Below are 12,978 nucleotides of genomic sequence, written 5' to 3'. Positions count from 1 at the left end.
CGGCCGGTGTTCTGTCTGCCGCGTGAACCGCCATGTATCCCAGGATGGAGCCACGTGAGCACTGCGATCACACTGCACGGTCGACGCGTTCTGATCACCGGAAGCGGCCAGGGTGTGGGCCGGGGTCTGGCCCACGCGTTCGGCGCCGCGGGCGCCGACGTCCTGGTCAACGACCTGCGGACCGAACGCGCCGAGGAGGTCGTCGAGGAGATCCGCGACGCGGGCGGCACCGCGCTGGCAGTGCCCTTCGACGTCACCGACTACGAGTCCGTGACCTCCGCTGTCGACCAGGCCGGTTCCGTCGACATCCTGGTCAACAATGCGGGCAACGCCGGCACCGACGGGTTCGGGACGCGAAATCGGTTCGCCGACACCGAGCCTGCTGACTGGGAGGCGTTCCTGCGGGTCAACCTCTACGGCGTGCTGCACTGCACCAGGGCCGTCCTGCCGGCGATGGTGGCCGGCGGATGGGGCCGCATCCTGACGATCGTGTCGGACGCCGGGCGCACGGGCGATCCCGGCGGGGCCGTCTACGGTGCGGCGAAGGCCGGTGCCGCGGGCCTGACCCGATCACTGGCCCTGGAGAACGGCCGCTTCGGCGTCACGGCGAACAACATCTCCCTGGGCACCATGCGGACGCCGATGACCGAACCGCTGTGGGCCGACGGCGGCGCCTCTCCGCAGGCCAAGGCGATCCTGGCCGGCTATGCGATCCGACGGCCCGGCTCGCCCGACGACCTGACCCACCTGGCGCTGGTGTTGGCCAGTGACCACGGCTCGTGGATCACCGGCCAGACCATCTGCGTCAACGGTGGCTACTCCATGACACTGTGACCGCTCACGGCACCTGCGGTTTGATCTCCTCGATCACCCACTGCGCGTAGTCGAGGTACTCCTCGGTGTCGCGGACCGCGGGGATCGGCACCGAACTGACCGTCACCCCCTGTTCGGAGAGCCAGCAGAGGCGGTCGACGATCTCGGCCGCGCTCATCCCGGGGCGGCCGTTCGGGTCGTCCTGGGCGACATGCCCCTCGCCGACACGGTTGGTGCCCATCCCGTGCACCACCTCGAACGGGCGACCGTCGTACTCCGGCTGCGATTTGATGAAGTCGATGCGCTCGGCGATCCTCTCGGGCGGGGTCAAAAACGACCACCATCCGGAGGCGAACTTCGCGGCCCGCCGCATCGCGGCGTCGGCATCTCCCCCGATCCAGATGGGCAGGTGCGGACGCTGCACGGGCTTGGGCTCGAACGCGACGTCCTTGAACGACACGTAGCGCCCTTCGAACGTGGGCTGTTCACTGGTCCAGAGTTCGACGATGGCGGCCAGGTATTCGTCGGCGATGCGGCCGCGTTCCTTGAACGGCACTCCGAGGAGCTCGAATTCGCGCTCGAGCCATCCCACCCCGAAGGTGACCATCATCCGCCCACTGCTCATCCAATCCGCGGTGGCCAGCGCCTTGGCCAACACGATCGGGTTCTGCAGCGGCAGCACCGTGATGCAGGAGTTGAGCCGGATCCGCTCGGTGGCACCGGCCAGGTAGGCCTGTGCGACCGTCGAGGACAGGTAGTGCGGGCCGGACAGTTCGACGTGCTCGCTGGGGATCACGAAATGCTCCGGTACGGCGATCATGTCGTAGCCCAGCTCGTCCGCGCGGCGTGCCATCCGGGTCTGGTCCGCCCCGGTCACCTCGCCCTCCCACGGCTGCATCATGGCCGGCAGGCGCAGCATATGGGGCAGCGCGAAGACGAATTTCATTGCAGAACCTTTCGGGCGCAGATCAGGGCGCGGACTCTACGACAATAGAGTCAATTCACTTCGATGTACCCACAATCGGCGATGTTGGTCGCTAGAGTTCATCCTCACGATGCGACGAAGTCCCAACCCCGAACAGCGCCGCCGAACCCTGTGCGATGCCGCGATCCAGCTGCTCGCCGATGACGGCGTCAAGAGTGCGACACACCTGAAGGTGGACCGCAAGGCGGGCCTGCCCGACGGCACCACCTCGTTCTACTTCCGCACCAGCTCGGCGCTGTTGCGCGCGGTCGCTGAGCGCATCGCCGAGCTGGACCTCAAGGACCTGACGGCGGCGACCCGGCGCACCGATCCGTCGGCGCAGCCGTCCGGCCTGGCCACCCTGGTGTTCCGCTCGGTCAACGGGGCGCGCCTGGCCAGAACCAAGGCACGCAACGAACTGGCCCTGCAGAGCACGCGGGATCCCGAACTGGCCAAGGCGCTGCGCCGCTACACCGACGACTTCACGGCGTTGATCCGGGATGCGGTCGTGGGACTGCAGCCCGCGGGCGCCGAGACCGACGCGGCGCTGATCGACGCGCAGACCTACACGGTCCAGATGTTCATCGGCGGCGTGATGCTGGCCTACACCTCAGGGGACCGCAGGATCCGCACCGCCGAGCAGCTCGACGCACTCATCTCCGGGATTGTCCGAGGGGTCGGCGGGGAAAGTTCGGCAAATTTTCACGAATCTCTATAACTGTAGAGAGCCTTTCAGTACTGTCGACACAGAAAACCTGTGGCGCAACCATTTTCGCACTGCCGTGCGGACTGAAGGGACAAAAGTGACTGCTGTGCAGGCCGAGCAGGGAGTGCTCGCCGGGGATCCGCGCATGCTCATCGACGGCGAACTGGTCCAGACCGCCGGCGGCGCGACGTTCGACGTCGTCCATCCGGCGAGCGAGCAGGTGGCCGGCCAGGCCGCCGACGGCACGGTCGACGACATGGCCCGCGCCGTCGGCGCCGCGCGCCGCGCGTTCGACGAGACCGAGTGGTCGCGCGACCTCGACTTCCGGGTGCACTGCCTGACTCAGTTGCACGAGGCCCTCGAACGCAACAAGGAACACCTGCGCCGCGTCCTGATCACCGAGGTGGGTTGCCCCGTCACCGTCACCGGCAGCCAGATCGAGAGCCCGATCGAAGAGGTCAGGCACTGGACCGACCACGGCCGGAACTTCGAGTACCTCGTGGACAACGGCGTCCACGACACGCCACTGGGCCCCGCGCGGCGCAAGCTGCATTACGAGGCCGTGGGCGTCGTCGGGGCCATCACGCCGTGGAATGTGCCGTTCTACCTCAACATCGCCGAGACCGTACCCGCGCTGATCGCCGGCAACACCGTGGTGCTCAAGCCCGCGCAGCTGACCCCGTGGTCGGGCAGCGAGTACGGACGCATCGTGGCCGAGGAGACCGACATCCCCGCGGGCGTCTTCAATGTCGTCACGTCCAACGCCAACGAGGTCGGCGCCGCCCTGTCGGCCGACCCGCGAGTCGACATGATCACCTTCACCGGATCCACCGCGACCGGGCGCGCGATCCTCGCCGCAGGGGCCTCGACCGTCAAGAAGACCCTGCTGGAACTGGGCGGCAAATCGGCGCACATCGTGCTCGACGATGCCGACTTCTCGGCTTCCCTGCCGCTGGCCGCGATGATGGCCTGCGTGATGTCCGGACAGAGCTGCATTCTGCCCAGCCGGATCCTGTTGCCCCGCAGCCGCTATGAGGAGGGCATCGAGATTCTCAAGGCCAGCATGGAGAACTTCCCGGTCGGCGATCCCTGGACGCCGGGGATCATGCAGGGCCCGCAGATCAGCGAGACACAGCGGCAGAAGGTGCTCGGCCTGATCCGCAGCGGTGTCGACTCCGGCGCGCGTCTGGTCACCGGCGGCGGGATCCCGGAGAACCTGCCGGTCGGCTACTTCACCCAGCCCACGCTGCTGGCCGACGTCGACCCGGACTCGCAGATCGCCCAGGAGGAGATCTTCGGCCCGGTCCTGACCGTCACCCCCTACGACGACGACGACCACGCCGTGGCCATCGCCAACAACTCGATCTACGGCCTGTCCGGCGAAGTCAGCGGCGCCGACGTCGATCGGGCGTTCAGCGTGGCCACCAGGATGCGCACCGGCAACGTGACGATCAACGGCAAGAGCCACTTCGGCATCGACAGCCCGTTCGGCGGCACCAAGCAGAGCGGCCTGGGCTACCGCAACGGCATCGAGGGGTACAAGGAGTACCTGGCCATCAAGACGATCGGTATGCCGGAATGACCCTGGCGGACAACGAAATGTCGGTCGAGGACCAGCTGGCGATCGCGGCGCTTCTGCACCGTTACGCCCGCGCCGTCGACACCAAGGACTGGGAGCTGTACCGCTCGGTGTTCACCGAGGACGCCCGCATCGACTACAGCTCCGCAGGCGCGGCGGCGGGTCCGCGCGACGAGGTCACGGCCTGGATGGAGCAGAACTTCGGGGCGCTGATCCCGATGTCGATGCACTACATCACCAATGTCGAGATCCTCGAGCACCGCGGTGACTCCGCGACGGTGCGGGCGATGTTCTACAACCCCATGCAACTGCCCGGTGCGACCGACCTGTCCTACTGCGGCGGGTACTACCACCACGACGTGGTCAGGACACCGGACGGGTGGCGCAGTCGCAGCCTGCGCGAGGAGAACGTCTGGTTCGTCAACGGCCCGAGCTGAAATGTGCGGCGATGCGCTCCAGCATCGTCGTGTGCGCGGCGACGGCCTGGCGGACCGTCACCGCGAGCAGCGGGCGCGGTGCGGTGATCCGCATGTGCTCGGTCAGCACCGTCTGATCTCCTCGTGCGGCGAACGACACCGTGGTGTTCAGGCGGACCCGCGGGAACTGCCTCGAGTCCGCGACCACCTCGCCGGCCCCGTCGGGCACGGTCATCGTCACCGCGTACCGGGTGCGCAGTGTCACCGGCCCCAACGGAATGCGGTCCACCACGCGATACTCGCGACGCTCCCCCTCTCGGGCCACCGTCGTCACTGCCACCACCAGCGGGTGGACCCGAACGAGGCGCTCCAGGTCGACGTAGAAGGCGCGAACGTCGGCGGGCGGGGCGGGCACGACGGCGTCGACCGTGCACTCCGCCTGTCCGATCCACCGGCTCACAAATCCGAACGTAGCGCGTTCTGTACTCACCCGAAGCCACCTAGTAGGCTGCTGAGCGACTGCTTAGCAGCACGGCCCTCCGCCCGGAGAGATGAGGACATCGCCCATGGCTGACACCGCGCTCGACACTGCGACCGCACCGCCGCCCAGCAGGTACGCGGGCACCCGCGTGGCACGGGTGGAGGACACCCGACTGCTGACCGGCAACGGCACTTTCGTCGACGACGTGGTCCGTCCGGGCATGCTGCACGCGTGCTTCGTGCGCAGTCCGTACGCGAGGGCGAAGGTGAACTCCATCGACACCTCGGCGGCACTCGCGGTCCCGGGTGTCCTCGCGGTCTTCACCGCCGCAGACCTCAACCCCGACGTCCGCGAGGCCTGGCACGCGGTGGCGGGCAAGGACGTTCCCGACACCCCGCGTCCCCCATTGGCCGAGGGCGAGGTCAAGTTCGTCGGCGACCCAGTCGCGCTGGTGATCGCGGAGAACCGCTACCTGGCTGAGGACGCCATCGAACTGGTCGACGTCGACTACGAACCCCTGCCCGCGATCGCCGACTTCACCAAGGCACAGACCTCCGATGTGCTGGTGCACGCCGAATACGCGAACAACCGGGCCGGCGGAATGGGCGGCGCACCGCCCGACGAGGAGACGTTCTCCGGAGCCGCTCATGTCGCCAAGGCCCACATCCACCAGCAGAGCTATGTGCCCGTGCCGATCGAGACGCGCGGCATCGTCGTCGAATGGCAGGCCGCACCAGGCGAACTCACGGTGTGGGCGTCCACCCAGACCCCCCACGAGCTGCGGGCGTTCGCGGCGCGCCTGCTGGGCCTGTCGGCACAGAAGGTGCGCGTCATCATGCGCGACACCGGCGGCGGCTTCGGCCAGAAGGTCGTCCCGATGCGTGAGGACATGTGCATCCTGCTCGCGGCGCGCAAGGTCCCCGGTGCGTTGAAGTGGATCGAGGACCGCCGCGAGAACCTCATGACGGCCGGGCAGGCCCGGCACGTCGACGGCGACGTCCGGATGGCGTTCGACGACGAGGGCAACATCCTGGCGGCCGACATCGACTTCGTGCAGGACATCGGCGCCTACCCGACGCCGTACCCGGTGCTGACGACCGCGGCGATCGGGATGTTCTTCCCGGGCCCATACCGAGTTCCGAAGTGCAGCTTCAACTATCAGACGGTGTTCTCCAACACCGCGGGTCTCGTCGCCTACCGCGGCCCCTGGCAGTACGAGACGCTGTCGCGCGAGATCCTGCTGGACATCGGTGCCCGGCAGATGGGCCTGGATCCCGTCGAACTGCGCCGGCGCAACATCCTGCGCGGCGACGAGATGCCGTACTTCAACCCCAACGGCATGCCGTATGACCATGTGGCGCCCGCGGACACGTTCGAACAGGCCGTGAAGATCCTTGACCACGAGGGTTTCCGCAAGGAGCAGCGCGAGGCCTTGGAACAGGGCCGTTACATCGGGCTCGGCTTCTCGGCGTACATCGAACCGACCGGCGCCGCCACGGGCAACCTGGGGTCGGAGGGATGCACCATCCGGATGGAGCCCACCGGGAAGATCAACGTCTACGTCAACGGCGGGTCCACCGGAAACAGCATCGAGACCACCGTCGTGCAGTTGACCGCCGACGCACTCGGTGCCGACATCGAGGATGTCTCGACGATCCAGGGCGACACCGCGGTGACGCCGTATGGCGCTGGCACCCAGGGCAGCCGAAGCGGGCCGATGACGGCCGGCGCCGTCAACGAGGCGGGCACCATCCTGCGTGACCGCCTGGTCGCCCTCGCCGCGTCCATGCTGTCTGTCGAGCCCTCGGAGATCGAGCTGGCCAACTCGAAGGCCGTCGTCCGCGGTGACGACGGCAAGAGCGTCACCTTCGCCGATCTGGCGTATCGCGCACACTACGAGCCTGGGATGGTACCGCCCGGCACCTCGGTGACTCTCGAGGCGACCGCCCGGTTCGTCTCCCCGCCGACGGCAATGATCCACTGGGCCAACGCCACTCACGCCTGCACGTGTGAGGTCGACGTCGTCACCGGCCAGGTGACGCTGACCCGCTACATCGTCAGCGAGGACGTCGGCCCGATGATCAACCCGAACATCGTCGAGGGGCAGATCGCCGGCGGCACCGTGCAGGGCATCGGCGGTGCGCTGCTGGAGCATCAGGCCTACGACGACGCCGGCAACCCGCTGTCGTCGACGTTCGTCGACTATCTGCTGCCGACCGCCACCGAGGTGCCGACGATCGAGCACGGCCACGTCGAGATCCCCGGCCCCGGCGTCGGCGGCTATAAGGGCTGCGGTGAGGGTGGTGCGATCGGGTCGCCACCTGCGGTCATCAACGCCATCAACGATGCGCTGGCACCGCTGGGTGTCACGATCACCTCCCTGCCCGCCACCCCGGCCTCGATCGTCGCGGCGATCGAAGCCGCCCAGAACAATCAGAACAGAGGACAGTAAGAGTGGAGCTGGTCAACGAGTTTCGCGTTCCGGTGCCGGTCGACCGGGCCTGGGAGGTGCTGACCGACGTCGAACGCGTCGCCCCGTGCATCCCGGGGGCGCGGCTGCTGTCCGTCGATGGCGACGACTTCACCGGCGCCGTGAAGGTCAAGGTCGGCCCCATCACCGTCGAGTACCAGGGCAAGGGTGCGTTCAAGGACAAGGACGCTGCGGCCCACCGCGCCGTGATCAAGGGCAGCGCCAAGGAGACTCGCGGCCAGGGCAACGCCTCGGCGTTGGTGACACTCGAACTCAAGGACGAGGGCGATGCGTCCACCTGCGTGATCACCACCGACCTGACCATCTCCGGTAAGGCGGCGCAGTTCGGTCGCGGTGTCCTCGCCGATGTCGCGGGCAAGCTGATCGATCAGTTCGCCGCGCGACTGGAGGCCGACCTGTTGGCCGGCGATGCGCCCCGCCCGGTCCAGACACCCACCGCGGCAGGCCCTTCCGCGGCGGCGACGGCGCCCGCAACCAATGCGGACGCCGCTGTCTCCCTCGATGCGTTCTCGTTGATCGCCGGCCCGCTGGCCAAGCGGGCCCTGCCGGTGGCCGCCGGCCTTGCGGCGGGCCTGGTGCTGGGCCTGCTTCTCGGCGGACGCCGCCGGCAGCCCTACGTGATCCTGCTGCCGTCGCAGCCGGACTGAACTCGATGATGAAGTCAGGGCCCGCAGACACCTGTGGGCCCTGACTCTTTCTCACGACGTGAGGTTCTCCGACATGCTCTCGGCAGCGCGGTGCACAGCGTTGACGATCCCCTGGTAACCGGTGCACCGGCAGAAGTTCCCGGAGAGACCTTCGCGGATCTCCTCGTCGGTGGGATTCGGATTGTCCTGCAGCAGTGCGGTGATCGACATGACGAACCCGGGCGTGCAGAAACCGCACTGCAGTCCGTGACACTCCCGCATCGCGGCCTGCACCGGCGACAGTTCACCGTCCGGGGAGGCGACACCCTCGACCGTGGACACTTCGGCGCCGTCGGCCTGCACGGCGAAGACCAGACACCCGCGGACGGCCTTGCCGTCGAGCAGGACCGTGCACGCACCACACGACCCGTGCTCGCAGCCGAGGTGCGTGCCGGTCAGACCGCAGCGCTCACGGACGAAGTCGGCCAACGTCATACGGGGCTCGACCACCGCTTCGACCGGACGACCGTTGACGGTCATCTCGACGATGTGTTCATGCATTGACGCTCTCCCTCACGGCTTCGGTGCTGGCATCGGTCCAGGCGCGCGAGACCATCGCGGCACCCACTCGGGTTCGGTAGCCCGCCGATCCCTGAAGATCGGACGGGACGTCGTCGAGGCCGCGCATGGCCAACTGGCCCAGTTCCTCGGCCGAGATGTCGGAGAGCTTCTGCCCGATGACAGCCTGCTCGGCGTCGAACGCGCGCCGCGGCGTGGAGCTGAGCCCCATCAGTCCGATGGCGCACCGGCGCACGCGCTCGTCGTCATCGACCTCGGTGGCCACCGTGGCCCCCGCGATCGCGAAATCACCGTGCCGGCGCGCGAATTCGTGGACGCCGAAACCGCTTCGAGCACCCCACACCGGGAAGCCGACCGCCGAGAGGACTTCGCCGGGCGCCAGCGACGTCTCCCACAGGCCCGTGAAGAACTCCGTGGCCGGAATCGTCCGGCGTCCCGACGAGGACGTCGCCTCGATGGTGGCGTCCAGCGTCAGCGCGACGGTCGGGAACTCCCCCGCCGGATCCGCGTGCGCGACCGCGCCGCCGAGCGTGCCGCGGTTGCGGATCTGGAAGTGCCCGATCAGCGGCGCGACCCTGGTCAGCAGCGGCACGTCCGTGCACACCAGGTCGTGGGCGCCGACCTCGGCGTGCGTCGTGCCCGCACCGATCCACACGGTGTCGCCGCGACGCTCGATGTACTGCAGCTCGGCCAACCTCGAGATGTCGATGAGATTGTCGAAATGAGTCAACCGGAGTGCGAGCAGGGCGGTGAGACTCTGGCCTCCGGCCAGGATCTTGCCGTCGTCGCCGAACTCGTCGAGCAGGTCGACGACGTCGTCGAGATCACGGGGACGGTGGTATGCGAATGGCGCCGGTTTCACGAGAAATCCCAGATGCTGTGCACTCGCTCAGTTTAGAGTATCGCCCGTCACACTGGGAGCAGTGGGGCGAAGTCGGCAAAATGTAGCGGTGCAACACTTACACTGCGGTATGCTGCTTCCGAACTGCGAATATGGAGCAATGACGTAGCAGGAGGACACCCTGACGATGGATTCCGCGGCCACCGGAGGTCTCGACCCCTCGGCTCCCGTCACCGCCCCAGACCTGACGATCCGCTGCGGAGGGCGGGTGCGCCGCGCCGATCCGTCGCACGGCGAACTGACGATCGGACGGGATCCGACGGCATCCATCCATTTCGACTTCAACTGGATGTCGCGCACCCATATGCGCCTGCGTCCCGAGGGCGCGAACTGGGTGGCCATCGACAACAGCCGCAACGGCATGTTCGTCGACGGCCAACGCCACGAGTCGGTGGTGGTCACCGACGGGATGACGATCAAGCTGGGTGATGCCGAGGGGTTCGCCGTCGACCTGTCGTTCGGCTGGGACGAGGACGCGGAGGACGGACTCGATGACGAGTCGACCGTCGCGGTCGACCCGGACATCGCGCGCGCCGGCGCCGCCGTCGCGGCACGCCGCCGGGAACTGGAGCTGACTCAGCGCGGACTGGCCCGCGACAAGATCATCAACGCCGGCGCGCTGATCTCCTTCGAGAAGGGCCGCAGTTGGCCGCACGAGAGCACCCGGACCAAGCTCGAAGAGGTGCTGCAGTGGCCGCGGGGGGCGATCGCGGGCATTCGGCAGGGGGCACCCTCGCCGGATGAGGAGAAGACGCAGGTGATCTCGACGTCGGTGGCGTCCCCACTGATCGCACAGACCATCAACTTGGCCCTCAAGAGCGTCGACACCGCGCTGGCCGCTCTGCCCAGTTCGTCGAGCCCAGAGTTCCATACGGCGGCCACCTCGATTCTGGGGGATCTGCGCAACCTGCTTGCGGTGGCCACCGATGCGGCCCGCAATGCCCCCCGCGCACCGGCACTGGTGATCGCCATGGGTGGAGTGCGGCGCCGCTACGACGACCTGATGCTGAAGATCGCCGCGACACCGAATGCGACTGTTGGGCAACGCCTTTTCGCTGCCAGGCACCGCACCAGCCTCACCGTCGACGACGCCGCACTGGCCTCCGGCCTGCCCGCGACCATGATCGAGGCCGCCGAGGCTGATCAACCGCTGCCCCCGCAGGCGGAGTCGGCGGTTCTCGCACTGCTGGCCGAACTCGAGGCGAGTTGACCGTGGGCGGTGTCGCTGAACTCGTTCCGGTGCTTCCCGCACATCGCCTCGACGAGGCCGCGTTGTCGGCGTACCTGCGCGAGCGCCTGCCCGGTTTCGACGGGCCCCTGGTGGTTCGCCAATTCCAGGGCGGGCAGAGCAATCCGACCTATCACCTTCAGGTGCCCGGTCACGAGTATGTGCTGCGCAAGAAGCCTCCCGGAAAGCTGCTTCCCCGCGCGCACGCGGTGGAGCGCGAGTACCGCGCGATCGCAGCGCTGGCCGACAGCGACGTGCCCGTGCCGCCGGCCCGGCTGCTGTGCACCGACGAATCCGTGGTCGGCACAGCGTTTTTCGTGATGGATCATGTTCCTGGTCGGGTGTACCCCGAGCGTGTGCTGCGGGAGGGGACGCCCGACGAGCGGGCAGCGGTCTACGCCGATCTGGCCCGGGTGCTCGCGGCATTGCACCGGGTGGACTGGCGCGCCGCCGGTCTCGAGGACTTCGGCCGACCCGAGGGGTACATGGAACGCCAGGTCGCCCTGTGGACCAGGCAGTGGCAGGCCGCGCGCTGTGAGGACATGCCCGCCATGGACCTGCTGGCCGAGTGGCTGCCTCGCCATCTGCCGCCCGACACCGAGCCCGCGTGCATCGCGCACGGCGACTTCCGGTTGGGCAATGTGTTGCTTCATCCCACCGAACCGAAGCTGGTCGCAGTCCTCGACTGGGAACTCGCGACGATCGGCCATCCCCTCGCCGACCTCGCCTACACCTGCTTGACCTATCACTTCGACGCGGGCCCAACGGGTTTGGAGGGTGTCGCGGGTGAGGACCTGACCGGCACCGGGATACCGAGCCAGAGCGAGTTCGTCGCCCAGTACTGCGCGCACGCCGGCCGGGACATCCCCGAGTCGTTGGATGTGTTCGTGGTGTTCTCGATGTTCCGCCTCGCGTCCATCGTGGCCGGGGTCTGGCGGCGCGGCCTGGACGGAAACGCCGCGGACGCCCGGGCGGGCACTGATCTCATCCGCAACAGGTATCGTGACATCGCCGATCGCGGTTGGGCTCTGGCACAACAGTTGTAAGGTTCTCGTTTGCTCGAACCCCGACACGCCGCCTATGGCGGTGATTTAATGCTCAGCAGCCCTCCGTACCAGAAATAGAGGAGTGACCCATGGCTTCCATCGCCCGCCGCGTCGTTGCGGGAATCGTCGGTGCAGGCGCCGCTGCGGTGATGCTCGCCGCAGCGCCCACCGCCAGCGCCGACCGTCCGCCGAACTGCTCCGCGGCTGACCTCGCGGGCGTCGCCTCCGGTGTCGCCGCGTCGACCTCGGCCTACCTGTTCACCCATCCCGATGTGAACGAATTCTTCACCAGCCTCGAGGGGCTGGACCGCGAGGAGATCGTCGCGAAGCAGAAGGAGTACTTCGCGGCCAACCCGCAGGTTCATGCCGAACTCGCCGGCATCCGCAAGCCGATGGTCGACACCAAGGCGCGTTGCGGCAACCCGGCCGATGAGTTCCCGCTTGCACCCTGAGGTCACGCCGTTGATCTGACGTGCGGTCTCACCTGACGTGAACTCGCGCGCTGAGGTCACACCATTGACCTGACTGGCACGCAGACCCTGTGTCTGCGTGCCAGTTTTTGATTGTGGTCGCAGCCTTCTCTGCGGCGTTCAACCCTCGCCGGCTGCGCGTCCGGTGATCTCGGCTGAGCGTCGTGCTGCCGGACTGCGCGCGCCTCCCGGACTGCATCGCCTGGCCGACTGCATCGCCTCCCGGACCGCGTCGAACGATCCCCCCTGTTTCTCAGCCGCCGGACTGTTCCGCCGGGCGGGTGCGCACGCACCAACCTCGCCTCAGTCGGGGTCGGGGCCGCCTTCGTCGTCCTCCTGGTGTGGGTTCAGGAGGTTTTCGGGGTGGTGGTGGTTGTTCACCCGTGGTCCGCCGTTGTCGAGGTGCGGTGGTGGGATCCATTCACACCGCCCGCGGCGCATGCGGGTTTTCCATTTGTTGGGGCCGACTTTGCGGTTGTCGGGCCCGCACGCCAGGGCGAGTTCGTTGATGTTGGTTTCTCCGCCGTCGCCCCAATCGAGGGTGGCGTGGTGAACCTGGGACTGATACGCCGAGGCGGTGCAGCCGGGTGCGGTGCACCCGCGGTCGCGGGCGTGCAGCACGATGCGTTGGGCGGGGGTGGCGATCCGCTTGGCCCGCCCCAGATACAGGGCTTGGCC

14 protein-coding genes are annotated in these 12,978 nt (G+C 67.8%); 9 read left to right on the top strand and 5 right to left on the bottom strand.

The window, feature by feature from the left end; translation table 11 throughout:
* Positions 1-54 precede the first annotated feature (54 nt).
* Positions 55-834 (top strand): SDR family NAD(P)-dependent oxidoreductase, encoded by a 780-nt coding sequence (locus A5727_RS22060; RefSeq protein ID WP_068255100.1) that lies wholly within the window; start codon positions 55-57, stop codon positions 832-834.
* Between the two features lie 4 nt (positions 835-838).
* On the opposite strand, the gene A5727_RS22055 is transcribed toward A5727_RS22060, so the two are convergent.
* Positions 839-1,759, bottom strand: coding sequence for a TIGR03619 family F420-dependent LLM class oxidoreductase (locus A5727_RS22055; RefSeq protein WP_068255094.1), 921 nt, complete (start codon positions 1,757-1,759; stop codon positions 839-841).
* Between the two features lie 109 nt (positions 1,760-1,868).
* Between A5727_RS22055 and A5727_RS22050 the strand changes: the two genes are divergently transcribed.
* The 3 genes from A5727_RS22050 (at position 1,869) to A5727_RS22040 (ending at position 4,499) form a co-directional block, all read left to right on the top strand.
* Positions 1,869-2,495 (top strand): TetR/AcrR family transcriptional regulator, encoded by a 627-nt coding sequence (locus A5727_RS22050; RefSeq protein ID WP_068255092.1) that lies wholly within the window; start codon positions 1,869-1,871, stop codon positions 2,493-2,495.
* Positions 2,496-2,580: 85 nt separating this feature from the next.
* A complete protein-coding gene (locus A5727_RS22045; RefSeq protein ID WP_068255089.1) occupies positions 2,581-4,065 on the top strand; it encodes an aldehyde dehydrogenase family protein in 1,485 nt (494 codons plus the stop codon).
* Complete coding sequence (locus A5727_RS22040; RefSeq protein ID WP_231992187.1) at positions 4,062-4,499, top strand: nuclear transport factor 2 family protein; 438 nt, start codon at positions 4,062-4,064, stop codon at positions 4,497-4,499. Before A5727_RS22045 ends, A5727_RS22040 begins: the two co-directional genes overlap by 4 nt.
* Here A5727_RS22040 and A5727_RS22035 read toward each other — a convergent pair.
* Positions 4,483-4,938, bottom strand: coding sequence for an SRPBCC family protein (locus tag A5727_RS22035; protein ID WP_068255086.1), 456 nt, complete (start codon positions 4,936-4,938; stop codon positions 4,483-4,485). The genes A5727_RS22040 and A5727_RS22035 overlap by 17 nt on opposite strands.
* A 106-nt stretch (positions 4,939-5,044) precedes the next feature.
* Between A5727_RS22035 and A5727_RS22030 the strand changes: the two genes are divergently transcribed.
* Entirely contained in the window at positions 5,045-7,411 is a 2,367-nt protein-coding gene (locus tag A5727_RS22030; RefSeq protein ID WP_068255085.1) for a xanthine dehydrogenase family protein molybdopterin-binding subunit, read from the top strand.
* A 2-nt stretch (positions 7,412-7,413) separates the two neighbouring features.
* On the top strand, positions 7,414-8,097 hold the full coding sequence (locus A5727_RS22025) for an SRPBCC family protein (RefSeq protein ID WP_157521510.1): 684 nt from the start codon (positions 7,414-7,416) through the stop codon (positions 8,095-8,097).
* 51 nt (positions 8,098-8,148) lie between these two features.
* Here the strand turns inward: A5727_RS22025 and A5727_RS22020 are convergent, their stop codons facing one another.
* Together A5727_RS22020 and A5727_RS22015 are read right to left on the bottom strand one after the other, a co-directional pair.
* Positions 8,149-8,637: a (2Fe-2S)-binding protein gene (locus A5727_RS22020; RefSeq protein ID WP_068255083.1), complete on the bottom strand. Its 489-nt coding sequence runs from the start codon at positions 8,635-8,637 to the stop codon at positions 8,149-8,151.
* A complete protein-coding gene (locus A5727_RS22015) occupies positions 8,630-9,517 on the bottom strand; it encodes an FAD binding domain-containing protein (protein WP_068255081.1) in 888 nt (295 codons plus the stop codon). Before A5727_RS22015 ends, A5727_RS22020 begins: the two co-directional genes overlap by 8 nt.
* A gap of 166 nt (positions 9,518-9,683) precedes the next feature.
* Here A5727_RS22015 and A5727_RS22010 point away from each other — a divergent pair, with 166 nt between their 5' ends.
* The 3 genes from A5727_RS22010 to A5727_RS22000 all read left to right on the top strand — a co-directional run bounded on the left by A5727_RS22010 (position 9,684) and on the right by A5727_RS22000 (position 12,282).
* Positions 9,684-10,766, top strand: coding sequence for an FHA domain-containing protein (locus A5727_RS22010; RefSeq protein WP_082949959.1), 1,083 nt, complete (start codon positions 9,684-9,686; stop codon positions 10,764-10,766).
* A gap of 2 nt (positions 10,767-10,768) precedes the next feature.
* The gene (locus A5727_RS22005; RefSeq protein WP_068255078.1) at positions 10,769-11,830 is read left to right on the top strand and encodes a phosphotransferase; all 1,062 of its coding nucleotides are present in this window, start codon (positions 10,769-10,771) and stop codon (positions 11,828-11,830) included.
* Positions 11,831-11,919: 89 nt separating this feature from the next.
* Positions 11,920-12,282, top strand: a complete 363-nt coding sequence (locus A5727_RS22000) for a heme-binding protein (protein WP_068255075.1) — start codon at positions 11,920-11,922, stop codon at positions 12,280-12,282.
* Positions 12,283-12,603: 321 nt separating this feature from the next.
* On the opposite strand, the gene A5727_RS27925 is transcribed toward A5727_RS22000, so the two are convergent.
* A partial coding sequence (locus tag A5727_RS27925) for an HNH endonuclease signature motif containing protein (RefSeq protein ID WP_231992186.1) occupies positions 12,604-12,978 on the bottom strand: 375 nt, incomplete at its 5' end.

The organism is Mycobacterium sp. ACS4331 (assembly GCF_001667265.1).
Lineage (GTDB): Bacteria > Actinomycetota > Actinomycetes > Mycobacteriales > Mycobacteriaceae > Mycobacterium.
This window is presented reverse-complemented; position numbering and strand designations above follow the sequence as displayed.